Below are 18250 nucleotides of genomic sequence, written 5' to 3' on the forward strand. Positions count from 1 at the left end.
CGACCAGGATGGGGGCGATGGACGCCCGGCACCTCCGTTACTTCCTGGCCGTGGTCGACCACGGTGGGTTCCACCGGGCAGCCGAGGCCCTGGCCGTCGGCCAACCGACGCTGACCCAGGCCGTCTCGGCGCTCGAGCGGGAGTTGCACACCACGCTGTTCCACCACGTCGGGGCGGACGTCGTGCTCACCGAGGCCGGGCGCGCCCTCGTCGGACCCGCCCGGGAGGTCGGGCACGGGCTGGAGCTGGCCCGGGCGTCGGTCGAGGCCGTCGAGGGGATGCGGTCCGGGCGGGTGGAGATCGTCGCGACGCCGTCGCAGGCGGTGTCGCCGCTGGCCGGGACCATCGCCCGGTTCTGCGCCGCCCATCCCGAGGTGCGGGTGGTGGTACGGGCCGCGTTCACCGCGGACGAGGTGGTCGACGCCGTCTGCTCCGGTGCCACCGAGCTCGGCCTGCTCGCCGGTGCGCGGCCGCTCCACGCCACTGGGCTGGACCTGCACCCCGTCGCGCGGCAGCGGTTCGTGCTGGTCACACCCCCGGAGTCGACGCTGGCCGGACCGGTGGGCCCCGACCAGCTCGCGGGGTGCCGGCTGATCGCCGGGCCGCCCGGCACCGCCATGCGGACGGTCGCCGACGGCCTCGCGCGGCACGGCGCCTCCGTCGCGGCCGAGTGCGGGCACCGCGAGGCGATGCTGCCGCTGGTGCTGGGCGGGGTCGGGATGGCCGTGCTGCCCGACTCCTGGCGCGAGCTGGCCGAACGGGCCGGCGCCCGGGTCGTCGAGCTGGAGCCGCCGGCACACCTGGAGATCGCCTACGTCAGCCGCACCGGTGCCGTCACCGCGGCGGCCCGCGCGTTCCTCGAGCAGGCCACCCTCGAGACGCACCGCCCCGCGCCCGTCGACGCGTGCTGAGCCGGTCCCGACGATCCGTACACTCGAGGGCGTGTCGCGGATCGTCGTGCTGGACTACGGATCGGGGAACCTGCGGTCGGCCGAGCGCGCGCTGCGGCGGGTGGGAGCGGACGTCACCGTCACCTCCGACTTCGACGCGGCCTGCGAGGCCGACGGGCTGGTCGTCCCCGGCGTCGGTGCGTTCGCGCACTGCATGGAGGGGCTCACCGCGGTGCGGGGCCCGCAGCTGATCGGCCGCCGCCTGGCCGGCGGGCGTCCGGTCCTCGGGATCTGCGTCGGCATGCAGGTGATGTTCGACCGCGGCGTGGAGTTCGGCGTGGAGGCCGACGGGTGCGGGCAGTGGCCGGGCACCGTCGAGCGGCTGAAGGCGGACGTGCTGCCGCACATGGGCTGGAACACGGTCACCGCGCCGGCGGGCTCGACCCTGTTCAACGGCCTCGACGCCGACACCCGCTTCTACTTCGTGCACTCCTTCGCCGCCCGCCGCTGGGAGCTGGAGGAGTCGCACGCGATCCGGCCGCCGCTGGTCACCTGGGCGCACCACGGCGAGGACTTCGTGGCCGCCGTCGAGAACGGGCCGCTCGCCGCCACCCAGTTCCACCCGGAGAAGTCCGGCGACGCGGGCGCGCAGGTGCTGCAGAACTGGCTGCGGGACGTCGTCGGCTGAGTCGGCTGCCGCCGGGCGCGCCGGGCCCGATGGGTAGGCTCGTGCGGTGAGTTTCACCCTTCTTCCCGCTGTGGACGTCGCCGACGGGCAGGCCGTGCGCCTGGTCCAGGGCGAGGCAGGCACCGAGACCTCCTACGGCGCGCCGCGCGAGGCGGCGCTGAAGTGGCAGGAGGACGGCGCCGAGTGGATCCATCTCGTCGACCTCGACGCGGCGTTCGGCAAGGGGTCGAACGCGGAGCTGCTCGCCGCCGTCGTCGGTGAGCTGGACGTCAAGGTGGAGCTGTCCGGCGGGATCCGCGACGACGAGTCGCTCGCGCGCGCCCTGTCCACCGGCTGCGCCCGGGTCAACCTCGGCACCGCCGCGCTGGAGAACCCGGAGTGGTGCGCCAAGGTCTGCGCCGAGCACGGGGAGAAGATCGCCGTCGGGCTCGACGTGAAGATCAAGGACGGGCAGCACCGGCTCGCGGCCCGCGGCTGGACGCAGGACGGCGGCGACCTCTGGGAGACCCTGGCCCGCATGGACCGCGACGGCGTGTCGCGCTACATCGTCACGGACGTCTCCAAGGACGGCACGCTGCAGGGGCCGAACGTCGAGCTGCTCACGCAGGTCGCGGCGAAGACCCCGGCCCCGGTGATCGCGTCCGGCGGGATCTCCGAGATCAAGGACCTGGTCGCGCTGGCCGAGACCGGCGTGATCGAGGGCTCGATCGTCGGCAAGGCCCTGTACGCCGGGCGGTTCACGCTGCCCGAGGCGCTCGCGGCGGTTCGCTAGTGGGCGTCGCGGTCCGCGTCATCCCCTGTCTGGACGTCGACGCCGGGCGGGTGGTCAAGGGCGTCAACTTCAAGGAGCTGCGCGACGCCGGCGACCCGGTCGAGATGGCCGCGGTCTACGACGCCGAGGGCGCCGACGAGCTCACGTTCCTCGACGTCACGGCGTCGTCGGGGGAGCGGGAGACGATGGTCGACGTCGTCCGGCGCACCGCCGAGCAGGTCTTCATCCCGCTGACCGTCGGCGGCGGCATCCGCACGCCCGACGACGTCGACCGCATGCTGCGCGCCGGCGCCGACAAGGTCTCCGTGAACACCGCCGCGATCGCGCGGCCGGAGCTGCTGGGCGAGATGGCGCGGCGGTTCGGCTCGCAGTGCATCGTGCTGTCGGTCGACGCGCGCCGGGTCCCTCGCGACGGCACTGACGGGCCGCCCACGCCGTCGACCTTCGAGGTCACCACGCACGGTGGCCGCACGGGCACCGGGATCGACGCCGTCGAGTGGGCCGCCCGCGGCCAGGAGCTCGGCGTCGGCGAGATCCTGCTCAACTCGATGGACGCCGACGGCACCCGAGCGGGCTTCGACCTCGAGCTGATCGAGAAGGTGCGCCGCGTGGTCGACGTGCCGGTGATCGCCTCGGGCGGGGCGGGCGCACTGGAGCACTTCCCGCCGGCGATCCACGCGGGCGCCGACGCGGTGCTCGCCGCCAGCGTGTTCCACTTCGGGCAGCTGCGGATCGGCGAGGTCAAGGACGTGCTGCGCGCCGACCACGTGGAGATCCGGTGAGCGAGCTCGCGAGCGAACCATCAGCGGAGAACCGCGTCGAGACCTCGGAGCTGGACCCGGCGATCGCCGCCCGGCTCAAGCGCAACGCCGACGGCCTGGTGTGCGCGGTCGTGCAGCAGCGGGGCACCCACGAGGTGCTGATGGTCGCGTGGATGGACGACGAGGCGCTGCACCGCACGCTCACCACCCGCCGCGGCACGTACTGGTCCCGCAGCAGGCAGGACTACTGGGTGAAGGGCGAGACGTCGGGGCACGTCCAGCAGGTCCACGAGGTCCGGCTGGACTGCGACGGGGACACTCTGCTCGTCGTCGTCGACCAGGAGGGCCCGGCCTGCCACACCGGCGACCACACCTGCTTCGACGCCGACCGGCTGCTCTGACCGCTCGGAGTCTGCCGGGTCACGGCCCCGACATCACCCAGCGGATGCCCCGCGTGACACCCTCACCGGCGAGCCGGACGACCGTCGCCTCGGCGACGGGCAGGTAGGGCAGCCGCAGCGGGACCCGCGCCCAGCGGGGGAGAAGTCCGACGGCCGCGGCCGCGAGCAGCGCGTACGGCGCGCGGGCGGGCAGCGCCAGGGGCGGGCTGAGCAGCAGGAACCGGGCGGTGGAGCGGGCCTCCGGGGTGCCGCGCAGCTCGGGACGGAACGCCTGCAGGCGGGCCGCGAGTGCCGCCTCGGTCTCCGGCGGGTCGACGACGCCGAGCTCGCGCGCCACGCGGGCGGTGTCGGCGACGTAGCCGTCCCGGCCCGCCTGGTCGAGCGGCTGCGACCCGTAGCGCTGGTGGGCGCGCAGGAAGCTGTCGATCTCGGCGATGTGCACCCACTCCAGCAGGTGCGGGTCGGCGGCGGAGTAGGGCCGGCCGTCGGGTGCGACACCGCGGACCCGGCCGTGCACCGCCTTGATCCGCTCGATCGTGGCGCGGGCCTCCGCGTCGGGCCCGAAGGTCGTGGCGGCGAGGAAGTAGCTGGTGCGCGCGAGCCGCCCCCACGGGTCGCCGCGGTAGCCCGAGTGCCCCGCGACCCCGGCCATCGCCAAGGGGTGCAACGACTGCAGCAACAGCGCCCGCAGGCCGCCGACGAACATCGACGCGTCGCCGTGCACCCGGCGGATCGGGCGGTCCTCGGCGAACCACCGCGGGCCGGGAGCCGAGTGGATCCGTGCGCGCCGGTTCGCCCCCTCCGTGCCCGCGACCTTCTGGAAGACGTCCGCCCCGAGCCGCGCCCGCAGGCCCGCGACCCGGCCCGCGACGGCGCCGGACACGTCCCTGAACCCCGGAACCTGCAGATCGACCACGAGATCCATCATGCGGCCCCGCCGCGGCCGCGGCCACCCGATCGCGCCGGGGCGCCGTCAGCCCGAGGTCGGCTCCCCGAGCGCCGACCCGTCCACCGCTGACCTCTCGGGGAGCGGACCCGTGAGGTAACGCTGCACCGTCGGCCCGATCGCGGCGACCACCGTGGCGTGGTCGGCCGACGCCAACGGCTCGAGCTGCACGACGTACCGGATCATCCCGAGCCCGATGATCTGCGTGGCGACCAGCGCCGCCCGCTCCTCGACCCGGTCCGCCGCCACCCGGCCGACGATCGGGCCGATGACGACCCGGACGATGAACTCGCGCATCATCCGCGCCGCCGCGGGGTGCCCGGCCACGCTGCGGACCAGCGTCACGAGGGTGCCGCCGGCCGCCGAGTCCCACACCTGCAGGAACGTCGCCACGATCCGCTCGCCGACCCGTTCGGGGTCCCCGGGCACGACCGTCTCGACGAGCGCGGCCGGGTCCACCGGAACGTCGAGCGACGCCGTGAACAGCTGGGCCTTACCGCCGAACCAGTGGTTGACCATGGCCGCGTCGACGCCGGCCCGCTCGGCGATGCGCCGGACGGTGGCGCCGTCGTAGCCCCGTTCGGCGAACTCGACGCGCGCGGCCGTCAGCAGGGCGGCACGGGTGTCCTCGCCCGACGTGCGGCGGCCGCGGCGGCGCGGTTCGCGGGTGGTCACGGGCCCATCTTCACCCGCTCCACGCCGCGCGGGAGAATAGGCCCCGTGACCGCAGCCACCACGCGCCCCACCGCACCTCCCGCCGCGCTGGGAGCGGTCACCCCGACACGCGAGGAGTTCCGCGCGCTGGCCGTGAACCACCGGGTGATCCCGGTGACCCGCCGGCTGCTGGCCGACGACGAGTCGCCGGTCGGGGTGTACCGCAAGCTCGCCGCGCCGGACGGCCGGGCCCGCCCCGGCACCTTCCTGTTCGAGTCCGCGGAGAACGGGCGGTCGTGGTCGCGCTGGTCCTTCGTCGGCGCCCGCTCCGCCGCCTCGCTGAGCACGGTCGACGGGCGGATCCGCTGGACCGGCGAGGTCCCCGACCACCTGCCGACCGAGGGCGACGTGCTGGCCGCGGTCCGCGGCGTCGTCGAGGAGCTGCACAGCGAGCCGCTGCCGGGCATGCCGCCGCTCACCGGCGGGCTCGTCGGGTACCTGGGCTACGACGTCGTCCGCCGGATCGAGCGGATCGGCAGCGAGGAGAACCCGCCGGTCGACGACCTGCGGCTGCCCGAGCTGGTCCTGCTGCTGGCCACCGACCTCGCGGCCGTGGACCATCACGAGGGCACCATCACGCTGATCGCCAATGCGATCAACTGGGACGACTCGGACGAGCGCGTCGACGAGGCGTACGACGACGCGGTGGCCCGGCTCGACCGGATGACGGGCGAGCTCGCCGCGTCCGCGCCGTCGACCGTCGCGGTGTTCGAGGCGGTGGCCCCGGAGTTCGAGCGCAAGCGCACCCAGGCCGAGCACTTCGCCGCCGTCGAGGTGGCGAAGGAGCAGATCCGGGCGGGGGAGTGCTTCCAGATCGTCGTCTCGCAGCGCTTCGAGATGGACTGCGCGGCCGACCCGCTCGACGTCTACCGGGTGCTGCGCACCACCAACCCCAGCCCGTACATGTACTTGCTGAACCTCGAGGACGTGTCGGGCGGCAGCCCGTTCACGATCGTCGGGTCCAGCCCGGAGGCGCTGGTCACGGTGACCGACCGGCAGGCGACCACGCACCCGATCGCCGGGACGCGCTGGCGCGGCGCCACCGAGGAGGAGGACGAGCTGCTGGAGAAGGACCTCCGGCACGACGAGAAGGAGCGCTCCGAGCACGTGATGCTCGTCGACCTGGGCCGCAACGACCTCGGCCGGGTCTGCGAGCCGGGCACGGTGAAGGTGCGCAACTTCTTCTCCGTGGAGCGCTACAGCCACGTCATGCACCTGGTCTCGACGGTCACCGGCACGCTGCGGGAGGACCGCAACGCGGTCGACGCGGTGCTGTCCTGCTTCCCCGCCGGGACGCTGTCCGGCGCGCCGAAGGTCCGGGCCATGCAGGTGATCGACGAGCTGGAGCCCACCCGGCGCGGACTGTACGGCGGGATCGTCGGCTACCTCGACTTCGCCGGCAACGCCGACACCGCCATCGCGATCCGGACGGCGCTGATCCGCGAGGGCCGGGCGTACGTGCAGGCGGGTGGAGGGATCGTCGCCGACTCGGACCCGCAGGCCGAGGACACCGAGAGCCTCAACAAGGCCCGGGCCGTCCTCTCCGCGGTGGCGACGGCGGCCACCCTCGGACGTCCGGCAGGGCATGCCTGACGCGGCCCCTCCCGCCCGCAGCGGCCGGTTGTTCCTCCTGACGGCCGCGCTGCTGCTGCTCGGCGCGCTCGGCCTGTGGGGGACGACCCGGCTCGACTGGGCGTCCACGCAGGTCGAGGTGGCCGGGCACGGCGCGACGGGGGCCGTGCCGATCGCCGCGACCGGTGCGCAGATCGCGCCGTCGCTGATCGGGCTGGCGGTGCTCGCGGTCGCGGCGGTGGCCGCGGCGATCGCCGTGTCGGGCGTCGTGCGGCGGATCCTGGGCGTCATCCTGGTGCTGGCCGGCGCGTACGGCGTCTACGCCGCCGCCTCCGGCTGGCTGCGCCCGCCGACCGCGGCGGAGCTGCCCGCGCTGGTGGGCAGCGCGGCGGCGGGGGCCACGACGGCGCCCGGTGCCGCCGTGGCGACCACGGCCGCGCCGGTGCTCGGGGTGGTGGGCGGACTGCTGGTCGTCGCCGGGGGAGTGGTGCTGGTGGTGGCGGACAAGCGGCTGCCGCGGATGGGGGCGCGGTACGACGCCCCGGGCGCGCCGCGCCCGGCGGACCCCGAGCGGGCGGCCTGGGACGAGCTCGACTCGGGTGTCGACCCGACCACCGAGGGGGCGTTCGCGCGGGAGCGTGGGCCGGACGGCGGCCCCCGGCCCGGCCGGCCGGACGGTACGGAATAGCATGGCCGGAACGCCTGGTAGGCCCGAACCCGGAAGGGGAGTGCGCCCCGTGGGCGAGCACGGTGAGGTGAGTGCGGGAGTCCGGCCCAGCGTCCTGGACTCCATCGTGGAGGGTGTCCGGGAGGACCTCGCGGCCCGGGAGGCCGCGGTGGACTTCGCGGAGATCAAACGGCGGGCCGCCGCCGCGGCGCCGCCGAAGGACGTCATGGCCGCGCTGAACGAGCCCGGTGTCGGCGTCATCGCCGAGGTCAAGCGGCGCAGCCCGTCGAAGGGTGCGCTCGCGACGATCCCGGACCCGGCCGTCCTGGCCAAGTCCTACGCCGAGAACGGCGCGCGGGTGATCAGCGTGCTCACCGAGCAGCGCCGGTTCGGCGGCAGCCTCGACGACCTGGCCGCGGTGCGCGCCGCGGTCGACGTGTGCGTGCTGCGCAAGGACTTCGTCGTCACGCCGTACCAGGTGCACGAGGCCCGGGCCTACGGCGCGGACCTGGTGCTGCTGATCGTGGCGGCGCTGGAGCAGCCGGTCCTCGAGTCGCTGCTCGACCGCGTGGAGTCCCTCGGGATGACCGCGCTGGTCGAGGTGCACACCGAGGAGGAGGCGGACCGCGCGCTCGAGGCCGGGGCGAAGGTCATCGGCGTGAACGCGCGGGACCTCAAGACCCTCGAGGTCGACCTGAGCATCTTCGGCCGGCTGGCTCCCGGGCTCCCCAACGACGTGCTGCGCGTGGCCGAGTCCGGCGTGCGCGGTCCCGGCGACCTGCTCACCTACGCCGGCTGGGGTGCCGACGCCGTGCTCGTCGGCGAGGGCCTCGTGACCAGCGGCGATCCGGGTGCGGCCGTGCGGGCGCTGGTGGCTGCGGGCTTCCATCCGTCGTGCTCCAGAATGGTGCGGTGAGTTCCTCCACGAGCGTCCCGCCGAGCAGCCAGGTCACGGCCAGTCAGGGCATCGAGACGCCGTCGGGCCACGAGCCCGACGCACGCGGCCACTTCGGCCGCTACGGCGGCCGATGGGTGCCGGAAGCACTGGTCGCCGCGCTCGAGGAGCTGGAGACAGCCTACGAGAAGGCCCGGCACGACCCCGAGTTCCTCGCCGAGCTGGACCGGCTGCACCGTGACTACACCGGGCGGCCGTCCCCGCTGACGGACGTGCCGAAGCTGTCGCAGCACGCCGGTGGCGCGCGGATCCTGCTCAAGCGCGAGGACCTGAACCACACCGGGTCCCACAAGATCAACAATGTGCTGGGCCAGGCGCTGCTCACCAAGCGGATGGGCAAGAAGCGGGTCATCGCGGAGACCGGGGCCGGCCAGCACGGCGTCGCGACGGCCACCGCCTGTGCCCTGCTCGACCTCGAGTGCGTGGTCTACATGGGCGAGGTCGACACCCGCCGGCAGGCGCTCAACGTCGCCCGCATGCGCCTGCTCGGCGCCACCGTGATCCCGGTGAAGACGGGCTCGCGCACGCTGAAGGACGCGATCAACGAGGCGCTGCGGGACTGGGTCACCAACGTCGACAGCACCCACTACCTGCTCGGCACGGTCGCGGGCCCGCACCCGTTCCCGCAGATGGTGCGGGACTTCCACCGCGTGATCGGGCTCGAGGCGCGGGCCCAGGTGCGCGAGCGCACCGGGCGGCTGCCCACCGCCGTCGCCGCCTGCGTGGGCGGCGGGTCCAACGCGATCGGCATCTTCCACGCCTTCATCGACGACCCGGGCGTCCGGCTCGTCGGGTTCGAGCCCGGTGGCGACGGCGTCGCGACCGGCCGGCACGGGGCCACCCTGTCCGAGGGGTCGCCGGGCGCGCTGCACGGCGCCTTCTCGTACCTGCTGCAGGACGAGGACGGGCAGACCGCCGAGTCGTACTCGATCTCCGCGGGGCTGGACTACCCGGGCGTCGGGCCGGAGCACGCGCTGCTCAAGGACCTCGGCCGCGCCGAGTACCAGCCGGTGACCGACGCCGAGGCGATGGACGCGTTCTCGCTGCTCTGCCGCACCGAGGGCATCATCCCGGCCATCGAGTCGGCGCACGCCGTGGCCGGCGCGCTGCGGCTGGGCAAGGAGCTGGGGCCGGACGCGGTGATCCTGGTGAACCTCTCCGGGCGCGGCGACAAGGACGTCGACACCGCCGCCAAGTGGTTCGGGATGATCGGGCAGGACGAGAGCGCCGAGGCGGCCGACGGCACCGCCATCGCCGAGGGGGAGCTTGCGACCCCGACCGTCGGTGCCGAGGGGGAGCGTGCGACCCCGACCGTCGGTGCCGAGGGGGAGCTTGCGACCCCGACCGTCGGTGCCGAGGGCGCCACGCAGCAGCGGGCCGGGTCGTTCGCCCACCCGGGCAGCCAGACCGAGGGGATCCAGGCGTGAGCGAGCGTGCGAGCGACCCGTCGGCGCGGAGCGTCGCCGACGTCTTTGCGAGCTGCCGTGCCGAGGGGCGCGGTGCCCTGGTCGGCTACCTGCCTGCCGGCTACCCGACCGTCGACGAGGCCGTCGAGCTGCTGACCGCGATGGCCGAGGGCGGCTGCGACCTGCTCGAGGTCGGCGTGCCGTACTCGGACCCGGTCATGGACGGGCCCACCATCCAGGCCGCCGCCGACACGGCGCTGCGCAACGGGTTCCGGCTGCGGGACGTGTTCAGCACCGTCGAGCGGGTCACGGCCGCGGGCGGCAACTGCGTCGTGATGACGTACTTCAACCCGGTGCTGCGCTACGGGGTGGACCGCTTCGCCGCCGACCTCGCGGCCGCGGGCGGGCTCGGCGTGATCACGCCGGACCTGATCCCGGACGAGGCCGACGAGTGGTTCGCCGCCTCGGACAAGTACGGGCTGTCGCGGACCTTCCTGGTGTCGCCGTCGTCGACGGACGAGCGGATCGCCTCGACGACCGCCGCCGCCAGCGGGTTCGTGTACGCGACCTCGATCATGGGCGTGACGGGCGCGCGGGACTCGGTGAACTCCGCCGCCGCCGAGATCGTCCGCCGGACCCGGCCGCACACCTCGCTGCCGATCGGCGTCGGGCTCGGGGTCCGCAACGGCGACCAGGCCGCCGAGATCGCCGGGTTCGCCGACGGCGTCATCGTCGGGTCGGCGTTCGTCAGCGCCGCGGAGCGGGGCGGTCCGTCGGCGGTCCGTGCCCTGGCCCAGGAGCTCGCCGCCGGCGTGGCGCGGGCGGGCCTGCCACAGCCGGCCTGACGTCGGTTCACGCGGCTGCCGAGGCCGGTGAGCGGAGGGCGCAGGGGTTCCGTGGCGGGTCGCGATGATCGCCGGATCGGACCGCTCGCGGCCGCATACGGCCGGGAACGGTCCGGTTCGATGATCATGAATCGGTCGCAACCGGGCCGGCGGGGGACGGATGACGCGGGGCGAGGGCGCGAACGGGGAGGTCGGGGGCCCGGTCGTCCCGGCGCCCGCGCTACGGTGGCGGCGTGAGCGCCCTCGCGAGCAGCACCGTGCTGGCCTATCTCCCCAGCCCGGACCGCGGCGTCTGGCACATCGGGCCGATCCCCATCCGCGCGTACGCGCTCTGCATCATCGCCGGGATCGTCGTCGCGATCTGGTGGGGCGAGAAGCGGCTCGTCGCGCGCGGCGGACCGGCCGGCACCGTCGTCGACGTCGCCGTGTGGGCGGTGCCGTTCGGGCTGGTCGGCGGCCGGCTCTACCACGTCGCGACCGACTGGCGGACCTACTTCGGCCCCGGTGGCGTGCCGATCAACGCGCTCAAGATCTGGGAGGGCGGCCTCGGGATCTGGGGTGCGATCGCGCTCGGAGCGGTCGGCGCGTGGATCGGCTGCCGGCGGCGCGGCATCCCGCTGCCCTTCTTCGCCGACGCCGTGGCACCGGGCATCGTCGTCGCGCAGGCGATCGGCCGGCTGGGCAACTACTTCAACCAGGAGCTCTACGGCGCGCCGACGACGCTGCCGTGGGGCCTGGAGATCTACGAGCGCATCGACCCGACCACCGGCGCGTCGGACCCGCTGGGCGGCGTGGCCGTCGACACCGCGAACCCGATCGCGATCGTCCAGCCCACGTTCCTGTACGAGCTGATCTGGAACCTCCTCGTCGCCGCGATGATCGTCTGGGCGGACCGGCGGTTCCGGCTCGGCCACGGCCGCGTCTTCGCGCTCTACGTCGCCGGCTACACGCTCGGCCGGTTCTTCATCGAGCTCATGCGCACCGACCCGGCGACCCGCGTCTTCGGCGACATCCGGATCAACGTCGTGGTCTCGGCGCTGGTGTTCGTGCTGGCGGTGCTCTACGTCGTGCTGGTCCGCAAGCCGCGCGAGGTGCTGCCGCCCGAGGTGGTGTACCCCGACGGCGTGCCGGACGACCGCGCCCAGGACCGAGCCCAGGACCGAGCCCAGGACCGCGCCGAGGACCGAGACGGTGCACGCGACCCGGAGGTGGGCTCCGGACGGGCCGGCGACCGGACGCCATGACCACGTCGGCGACCCGGTTCGAGGGGTTCGGCGACGGCGCCGTCGAGTTCTACGACGGCCTGCTGGCCGACAACAGCAAGGCGTACTGGACCGACCAGCGCGACGTGTACGAGGCGCACGTCCGCGCACCCATGGCGGCCCTGCTCGGCGAGCTCGAGGAGGAGTTCGGGCCGGGCAAGATCTTCCGCCCGTACCGCGACGTCCGGTTCTCCAAGGACAAGACGCCGTACAAGACCCATTGCGGCGGCTTCACCCCGCCCTTCTACGTCCAGGTCGGGCCCGAGGGGCTGCTCGCCGCGGCGGGCTACTACGGCATGGCTTCCGACCAGGTCGCCCGCTACCGCACCGCCGTCGACGACGAGCGCCGCGGCGAGGAGCTGCGCCGCATCCTGGCGGCCGCGGAGAAGGCCGGCCTGACGGTCGGCGGGGAGCAGCTGCGCACCCGGCCGAAAGGCACCGACCCGGACCACCCCCGGCTCGACCTGTTGCGGCACAAGGGCCTGATGGTCGCACGCCGCTGGTCGCCGGACGACGCGCTGCACGAGCGGACCTGCCTCGACCGCGTCCGCCGAACCTGGCGGGCCGGCCGGCCGCTCGCGGAGTGGCTCGCCGACCACGTCGGCCCGAGCGAGCAACCCCGTCGCTGAGTCCTACCGCCTCGCCCGCCGCGCCAACAGCTCGTGCAGGGCGATGCCCAGCGACACGCCGAGGCAGTCGACGACCGCGTCGAGGAGCTCGGCGTCCCGTCCGATCGGCAGGACGCCCTGCAGGACCTCCGACAGCCCGGCGTACCCCGCGAGCCCCAGGACCAGCGGAAGCGGCGGGACGCCCGCCCACCGGCCGGTGACACCCAGCAGGGCGAACACACCCAGATGGACGAGTTTGTCCACCCCCTGCGGGGCACTCGGAACACCGGACGCCGGCATGAACAGCACCACCAGGCTGACCAGGACCGCGAGGGCGAAACTCAGCCGTCGCACTGTTCGACTTCCTCCTACCTGATCGTTACAGAGAGCGCGCTAGGCTTGACATCGTGACCCGTCGCACCAAGATCGTCTGCACCATCGGGCCGGCCACCGCCACGCCCGACCGTATCCGGGAGCTGGTCGCGGCCGGCATGGACGTCGCGCGGCTCAACTTCAGCCACGGCACCCGTGACGACCACGAGCGCGTGTACCAGATGGTGCGCGACGCCGCCGACGCCGAGGGCCGCGCCGTCGGCATCCTCGCGGACCTGCAGGGGCCGAAGATCCGGCTCGGCACGTTCGCCGACGGTCCGACCGAGTGGCAGACCGGCGAGGAGGTGCGGATCACGGTCCAGGACTGTGCCGGCACCCACGAGCGGGTCTCCACGACCTACAAGGGCCTGGCGCAGGACGCCCGCGCCGGGGACCGGCTGCTGGTCGACGACGGCAAGGTCGGTCTGCGCGTGGTCGAGGTCGAGGGCGACGACGTGGTCTGCCGGGTCACCGAGGGCGGCCCGGTGTCCAACAACAAGGGCCTCTCGCTGCCGGGCATGAACGTCTCGGTGCCGGCCCTGAGCGAGAAGGACATCGCCGACCTGGAGTTCGCGCTCCAGCTGTCCGTCGACGTGATCGCGTTGAGCTTCGTGCGCAGCCCCGCGGACATCGACGGCGTGCACCGGATCATGGAGAAGGTCGGGGTGAAGCTCCCGGTCGTCGCCAAGCTGGAGAAGCCCGAGGCCGTCGACAACCTCGAGGCCATCGTGCTGGCGTTCGACGGCGTGATGGTCGCCCGCGGCGACCTGGGCGTGGAGCTGCCGCTGGAGAACGTGCCGCTGGTGCAGAAGCGCGCGATCCAGATCGCCCGGGAGAACGCCAAGCCGGTCATCGTGGCCACCCAGATGCTGGACTCGATGATCACGAACTCGCGCCCGACCCGCGCGGAGGCCTCCGACGTGGCCAACGCGGTGCTCGACGGCGCCGACGCGCTGATGCTCTCCGGCGAGACCGGCGTCGGCCGCTTCCCGATCAAGACGGTCAGCACGATGAGCACGATCATCGAGGCCGTCGAGGCGGGGCCGGCCAACGTGCCGCCGCTGAACCACGTGCCGCGCACCAAGCGGGGCGTGCTCTCCTACGCCGCGCGCGACATCGGCGAGCGCCTCTCGGCCCGCGCGCTGGTGGCGTTCTCGCAGTCCGGCGACACGGTCCGCCGCCTCGCCCGGCTGCACACCCGGCTGCCGCTGCTGGCCTTCACCCCGGCCCCCGAGGTGCGCAGCCAGCTGGCCATGACCTGGGGCGTCGAGACGTTCCTGGTCGAGGCCGTCGACTCCACGGACGCCATGGTCCGCCAGGTCGACCATGCGATGCTCTCGATCGGCCGGTTCCAGCCGGGTGACCTCGTGGTGATCGTCGCGGGTTCCCCGCCCTCGACCGTCGGCTCCACCAACCTCATCCGGGTCCACCGGCTGGGCGAGGAGGACCACGCCTGATTCCGGGGTCTGGAAGGATCCCGGCGTGACCGAACGGCCCGACCCCGGGATCCTGCTCGACGTCGACGGCGTCCCGCGCGGGCAGACCGTGCTCGACGAGCTGATGCGGCTGCTCGAGCTGGAGCAGCTCGAGGTGGACCTGTTCCGCGGCACCAGCCCGGCGACCTCGCCCGTGCGCGTGTTCGGCGGGCAGGTCGCGGCGCAGGCGCTGGTCGCCGCGGGCCGCACGGTCGAGCCGGACCGCGGCGTGCACTCGTTGCACGCGTACTTCATCCGGGGCGGCGACCCGAGCCGGCCGATCGTGTTCCGCACCGAGCGGGTGCGCGACGGCCGCTCGTTCAGCACCCGTCGCGTGCTCGCCATCCAGGGCGGGGAGGCGATCTTCGCGCTCTCGGCGTCGTTCCAGCTCGAGCAGGAGGGGCTGGAGCACTCGGTACCGTTGGCCGCCGGGGTCCCGACGCCCCAGGACCTGCCGAGCATCGGCGACCGGGTGGTGTCCGGGGCGGGGGCGGCCTGGATCGAGCGGGTGCCCCGCTCGCTGGACATCCGGTTCGTCGACGAGCCGGTGTGGACCGAGGACCGGGTCGCGACCGACGAGCCCCTCCGGGCCTGGATGAAGGCCGACGGGCGGCTGCCCGACGACCCGCTGCGGCACGTCTGCCTGCTCACCTACATCTCCGACCTCACCCTGCTCGGTTCCGTGGTGGGCCGCCACGACCTGAGCAGCACCGCCCTGCAGATGGCGAGCCTCGACCACGCCATGTGGTTCCACCAGGCCTTCCGTGCCGACGAGTGGCTGCTCTACGAGTGCTGGAGCCCCGCGGCGTCGGGCGGGCGCGGCCTGGCGCAGGGCCGCTTCTTCACCCGGGACGGGCTGCTGGTGGCCAGCACCATGCAGGAGGGCCTGGTCCGGCTCCCGCGCCGCTGACCGGACCGGACGGCGGTCCCGGACGACCGGTGGCGGCGGCCGCCGATCCGGCGAGGCAGGATGGGCGCATGACCGACGACACCGGGGACGGCAGGGAGCGCCGGGACCGCGCCTGGGGCTTCAACACCCGGGCGGTGCACGCCGGGGCGGTGCCGGACTCGGCGGTGGGCGCGCGGGCCGTCCCGATCTACCAGTCGACGAGCTTCGTCTTCGAGGACACCCAGGACGCGGCGAGCCTGTTCGCGCTGCAGAAGTACGGCCTGATCTACAGCCGGATCGGCAACCCCACGGTCGCGGTGCTGGAGGAGCGGCTCGCGAGCCTCGACGGCGGCATCGGCGCGGTGGCCACGGCCAGCGGCCAGGCCGCCGAGTTCCTCACCTTCGCCTGCCTGGCCGGCGCGGGGGACCACGCGGTGGCGGCGTCGGGCCTGTACGGGGGCACGATCACCCAGCTCGACGTGACGCTGCGCCGCTTCGGCGTCGACACGACCTTCGTCCCCGGTGGCGACCCCGCCGGCTACGCCGCGGCGATCACCGACACGACCAAGTTCGTGTTCACCGAGGTCGTCTCCAACCCCGGCGGCGAGGTCGCGGACATCGCGGGGCTGGCCGACGTCGCGCACGCGGCGAGCGTGCCGTTGATCGTCGACGCCACCGTCGCCACGCCGTACCTGTGCCGGCCGATCGAGCACGGTGCCGACATCGTGATCCACTCCGCGACCAAGTTCCTGGGCGGCCACGGCACCACTCTCGGTGGCATCGTCGTCGAGTCGGGGCGGTTCGACTGGGGCAACGGCCGGTTCCCGTCGATGACCGAGCCCGTCCCCAGCTACGGCGGGCTCACCTGGTGGGGCAACTTCCAGGAGCTCGGCTTCCTCACCAAGCTGCGCGCCGAGCAGCTGCGCGACGTCGGGCCGACTCTGTCCCCGCACTCGGCGTTCCTGCTGCTCCAGGGGGTGGAGACGCTGCCCTTCCGGATGCAGGCGCACGTCGCGAACGCCAAGCGGGTCGCGGAGTGGCTGCACGCCGATCCCCGCGTGGAGTACGTGCGCTACGCGGGCCTGCCCGACCACCCGCACCACGAGCGGGCGCGCCGGTACCTGCCGGAGGGCCCGGGCGCGGTGTTCAGCTTCGGCGTGAAGGGCGGCCGGGCGGCCGGAGCGCGGTTCATCGAGTCCGTGCGGCTGTGCAGCCACCTGGCCAACATCGGCGACGCCCGCACCCTCGTCCTGCACCCGGGTTCCACCACCCACCAGCAGCTCACGACCGCGCAGCTCGAGGCCGCCGGGGTGCCCGAGGACCTGATCCGGATCAGCGTGGGGCTCGAGGACGTCGACGACATCATCTGGGACCTCGACCAGGCGCTGGCCGAGGCCGCGAAGGAGAACGCATGAGCTGGCAGAACCCGTCGGCGCTGGAGCGGCAGCGGATCCTGCGCGAGACCCGCACGGTCGCGATGGTCGGCGCCTCGCCCAACCCCGCGCGGGCCTCGAACTTCGTGGCGACCTACCTGCTGTCGAGCACGGACTACGAGGTGTGGTTCGTGAACCCCAACGCGACCGAGATCCTGGGCCGCCCCGTGTACCCGTCGCTGGCGGACTGCCCCGGCGTGCCCGATCTCGTCGACACCTTCCGCCGCCCGCAGGACCTGCCCGGGGTGCTCGACGAGGTGCTCGCGCTGGACGGGGTGCGCACCTGGTGGCTGCAGTTCGGGCTGTGGGACGAGGACCTCGCGGCGAAGGCCGAGGCCGCGGGCCTGACGGTCGTGATGGACCGGTGCCTGAAGGTGGAGCACGCCCGCTTCGCCGGCGGCCTGCACCTGGCCGGCTTCGACACCGGCGTGATCAGCTCCCGCCGGCGGGACTGACCCCGCGACCGACCCTGCGACCGGCCCCGACCGGGCGCCCCGGAACGGTCCGGGGCGCCCGTGCGGTCAGGCCGTGACCTTGTTCTGGGTCAGGAAGGCCTTGGCGACCTCGGCGGGGTCGCCGCCGTTGATCTGGACCTGCTGGTTGAGGGCCTGCATGACCTTCGTGGTGAGCAGGCTCGACACGCAGTCGAGGGTCTGCTGGAACTCCGGCCCCTGCGCGTCGGCCACGGACTGCTTCACCACCGGCGCCACGTACTGGAAGCCGAAGATGTGCTTCGGGTCCTGGAGCGGGGTGTAGTTGCCGGTCGACAGCTGGCCGTCGGTGGAGAACGCGTCGGCCGCGTTCGCCTGCCCCTGGTCGAGGACCTGGTAGACGAGGCCGGGGTCGACCCCGGTGAACTTGATGCCGGTCAGCCCGTACTCGTTCTTCATGCCGACCAGGCCGTTCTGCCGGGTCTCGAAGGGCGGCTGGGCGGCGAGGGTGATCCCGTCGCCCGCGTTCCCCACCTTGGCGAGGTCCGGCACCGCGGCGAGCCCGTTCTGCTTGGCGAAGTCCGACTTCACGATGATGACGTCGGTGTCCTCGAACGGCGTCTGCTTGAAGATCGTGGCCTGGCGGTTCTGCGCCTCGAACTCCTTGACCGTGTTGTAGGTGTCCTCGGGCGTGGCGCCGACCGGCTTGTTCGCGATGCTGCTCTCGATCTCCCCGAGGTACTCGGCGTAGGCGTCGATCTGGCCGGCCTGGAAGGCACGGTCGATGACCTCGGAACCGCCGATGTTCGACTGGTAGGCCACGTCGTAGCCGCGGGACTTCAGCGCCTGGGTGTAGAGCTCGCCGAGGACGAACTGCTCCGAGAAGTTCTTGCTGCCGAACTTGACCGGCGGTTTGCCCTGGCCGGGGGTCCCCGTCGGGCAGCTGACGTTCTGCGCGGTCACCGGCGTGATGACGTCCTGGCCGGCGGCCTGCGCGCCGGCGTTCGGCGCGGCCGACCCCGAGGACCCGGAGGACCCGGAGGAGCTCCCGCCGCCACCGCAGGCCGCGACGACGAGGGCCAGCGCCGCGACGCCCGCGGCGAGCGCGGCGACCCTGCCGCGCCTGCCGTTGATGCTTCCGGACATGAGGATCCTTCCTGTGG

At 73.6% G+C, this 18250-nt stretch carries 19 protein-coding genes and 1 pseudogene; 16 read left to right on the plus strand and 4 right to left on the minus strand.

The window, feature by feature from the left end; all coding sequences use genetic code 11:
- Positions 1-17 precede the first annotated feature (17 nt).
- From LWC33_RS24290 to hisI, 5 genes are read left to right on the plus strand one after another with little or no spacing between them, the layout of a single operon-like run.
- Positions 18-911: a LysR family transcriptional regulator gene (locus LWC33_RS24290; protein WP_233306802.1), complete on the plus strand. Its 894-nt coding sequence runs from the start codon at positions 18-20 to the stop codon at positions 909-911.
- 31 nt (positions 912-942) lie between these two features.
- The gene (hisH, locus tag LWC33_RS24295; RefSeq protein ID WP_233306804.1) at positions 943-1578 is read left to right on the plus strand and encodes an imidazole glycerol phosphate synthase subunit HisH; all 636 of its coding nucleotides are present in this window, start codon (positions 943-945) and stop codon (positions 1576-1578) included.
- Between the two features lie 46 nt (positions 1579-1624).
- The gene (gene priA, locus LWC33_RS24300; RefSeq protein WP_233306807.1) at positions 1625-2350 is read left to right on the plus strand and encodes a bifunctional 1-(5-phosphoribosyl)-5-((5-phosphoribosylamino)methylideneamino)imidazole-4-carboxamide isomerase/phosphoribosylanthranilate isomerase PriA; all 726 of its coding nucleotides are present in this window, start codon (positions 1625-1627) and stop codon (positions 2348-2350) included.
- Positions 2350-3132, plus strand: coding sequence for an imidazole glycerol phosphate synthase subunit HisF (gene hisF / locus LWC33_RS24305; RefSeq protein ID WP_233306810.1), 783 nt, complete (start codon positions 2350-2352; stop codon positions 3130-3132). Before priA ends, hisF begins: the two co-directional genes overlap by 1 nt.
- Positions 3129-3512 (plus strand): phosphoribosyl-AMP cyclohydrolase, encoded by a 384-nt coding sequence (gene hisI, locus LWC33_RS24310; RefSeq protein ID WP_233306811.1) that lies wholly within the window; start codon positions 3129-3131, stop codon positions 3510-3512. The genes hisF and hisI overlap by 4 nt, the downstream gene beginning before the upstream one ends.
- Positions 3513-3531: 19 nt before the next feature.
- Here hisI and LWC33_RS24315 read toward each other — a convergent pair whose 3' ends face one another.
- The gene (locus tag LWC33_RS24315) at positions 3532-4428 is read right to left on the minus strand and encodes an oxygenase MpaB family protein (protein WP_233306812.1); all 897 of its coding nucleotides are present in this window, start codon (positions 4426-4428) and stop codon (positions 3532-3534) included.
- A 57-nt stretch (positions 4429-4485) separates the two neighbouring features.
- Complete coding sequence (locus LWC33_RS24320; protein WP_233306813.1) at positions 4486-5133, minus strand: TetR/AcrR family transcriptional regulator; 648 nt, start codon at positions 5131-5133, stop codon at positions 4486-4488.
- Between the two features lie 45 nt (positions 5134-5178).
- On the opposite strand from LWC33_RS24320, the gene LWC33_RS24325 reads away from it, so the two are divergent.
- The 7 genes and pseudogenes from LWC33_RS24325 to LWC33_RS24355 all read left to right on the plus strand — a co-directional run bounded on the left by LWC33_RS24325 (position 5179) and on the right by LWC33_RS24355 (position 12508).
- Positions 5179-6765, plus strand: coding sequence for an anthranilate synthase component I (locus tag LWC33_RS24325; protein ID WP_233306815.1), 1587 nt, complete (start codon positions 5179-5181; stop codon positions 6763-6765).
- Positions 6758-7432: a Trp biosynthesis-associated membrane protein gene (locus tag LWC33_RS24330; protein WP_233306817.1), complete on the plus strand. Its 675-nt coding sequence runs from the start codon at positions 6758-6760 to the stop codon at positions 7430-7432. Before LWC33_RS24325 ends, LWC33_RS24330 begins: the two co-directional genes overlap by 8 nt.
- A 67-nt stretch (positions 7433-7499) precedes the next feature.
- Positions 7500-8327, plus strand: coding sequence for an indole-3-glycerol phosphate synthase TrpC (gene trpC, locus LWC33_RS24335; protein WP_233306819.1), 828 nt, complete (start codon positions 7500-7502; stop codon positions 8325-8327).
- A gap of 50 nt (positions 8328-8377) precedes the next feature.
- A pseudogene (gene trpB, locus LWC33_RS24340) lies at positions 8378-9577 on the plus strand (tryptophan synthase subunit beta); the annotation flags it as partial.
- 212 nt (positions 9578-9789) lie between these two features.
- Positions 9790-10617, plus strand: a complete 828-nt coding sequence (gene trpA, locus LWC33_RS24345; RefSeq protein WP_233306821.1) for a tryptophan synthase subunit alpha — start codon at positions 9790-9792, stop codon at positions 10615-10617.
- Positions 10618-10850: 233 nt separating this feature from the next.
- Positions 10851-11861: a prolipoprotein diacylglyceryl transferase gene (gene lgt / locus LWC33_RS24350; RefSeq protein WP_233306823.1), complete on the plus strand. Its 1011-nt coding sequence runs from the start codon at positions 10851-10853 to the stop codon at positions 11859-11861.
- Positions 11858-12508 carry a DUF2461 domain-containing protein gene (locus LWC33_RS24355; protein ID WP_233306825.1) on the plus strand — a complete coding sequence of 217 codons (651 nt, stop codon included), beginning with the start codon at positions 11858-11860 and terminating at the stop codon, positions 12506-12508. Before lgt ends, LWC33_RS24355 begins: the two co-directional genes overlap by 4 nt.
- 3 nt (positions 12509-12511) lie before the next feature.
- Here the strand turns inward: LWC33_RS24355 and LWC33_RS24360 are convergent, their stop codons facing one another.
- Positions 12512-12841 carry a VanZ family protein gene (locus LWC33_RS24360; RefSeq protein ID WP_233306826.1) on the minus strand — a complete coding sequence of 110 codons (330 nt, stop codon included), beginning with the start codon at positions 12839-12841 and terminating at the stop codon, positions 12512-12514.
- A gap of 53 nt (positions 12842-12894) precedes the next feature.
- On the opposite strand from LWC33_RS24360, the gene pyk reads away from it, so the two are divergent.
- The 4 genes from pyk to LWC33_RS24380 all read left to right on the plus strand — a co-directional run bounded on the left by pyk (position 12895) and on the right by LWC33_RS24380 (position 17111).
- Positions 12895-14316 (plus strand): pyruvate kinase, encoded by a 1422-nt coding sequence (gene pyk / locus LWC33_RS24365; protein WP_233306827.1) that lies wholly within the window; start codon positions 12895-12897, stop codon positions 14314-14316.
- Between the two features lie 25 nt (positions 14317-14341).
- Complete coding sequence (locus tag LWC33_RS24370; RefSeq protein WP_233306829.1) at positions 14342-15244, plus strand: acyl-CoA thioesterase; 903 nt, start codon at positions 14342-14344, stop codon at positions 15242-15244.
- A 68-nt stretch (positions 15245-15312) separates the two neighbouring features.
- A complete protein-coding gene (locus tag LWC33_RS24375; RefSeq protein WP_233306830.1) occupies positions 15313-16638 on the plus strand; it encodes an O-acetylhomoserine aminocarboxypropyltransferase/cysteine synthase family protein in 1326 nt (441 codons plus the stop codon).
- Positions 16635-17111: a CoA-binding protein gene (locus tag LWC33_RS24380; protein WP_233306832.1), complete on the plus strand. Its 477-nt coding sequence runs from the start codon at positions 16635-16637 to the stop codon at positions 17109-17111. The genes LWC33_RS24375 and LWC33_RS24380 overlap by 4 nt, the downstream gene beginning before the upstream one ends.
- A 66-nt stretch (positions 17112-17177) precedes the next feature.
- Here the strand turns inward: LWC33_RS24380 and LWC33_RS24385 are convergent, their stop codons facing one another.
- Positions 17178-18233 (minus strand): ABC transporter substrate-binding protein, encoded by a 1056-nt coding sequence (locus LWC33_RS24385; protein WP_233306834.1) that lies wholly within the window; start codon positions 18231-18233, stop codon positions 17178-17180.
- Positions 18234-18250: the final 17 nt, after the last annotated feature.

Source organism: Pseudonocardia terrae, assembly GCF_021343995.1.
GTDB lineage: Bacteria > Actinomycetota > Actinomycetes > Mycobacteriales > Pseudonocardiaceae > Pseudonocardia > Pseudonocardia terrae.

Coding starts and splice junctions, on each gene's coding strand:
- LWC33_RS24330 (WP_233306817.1), top strand. CDS start 6,758: ATGCCTGACGCGGCCCCTCCCGCCCGCAGCGGCCGGTTGTTCCTCCTG.
- LWC33_RS24355 (WP_233306825.1), top strand. CDS start 11,858: ATGACCACGTCGGCGACCCGGTTCGAGGGGTTCGGCGACGGCGCCGTC.
- LWC33_RS24380 (WP_233306832.1), top strand. CDS start 16,635: ATGAGCTGGCAGAACCCGTCGGCGCTGGAGCGGCAGCGGATCCTGCGC.
- LWC33_RS24375 (WP_233306830.1), top strand. CDS start 15,313: ATGACCGACGACACCGGGGACGGCAGGGAGCGCCGGGACCGCGCCTGG.
- LWC33_RS24290 (WP_233306802.1), top strand. CDS start 18: ATGGACGCCCGGCACCTCCGTTACTTCCTGGCCGTGGTCGACCACGGT.
- LWC33_RS24385 (WP_233306834.1), bottom strand. CDS start 18,233: ATGTCCGGAAGCATCAACGGCAGGCGCGGCAGGGTCGCCGCGCTCGCC.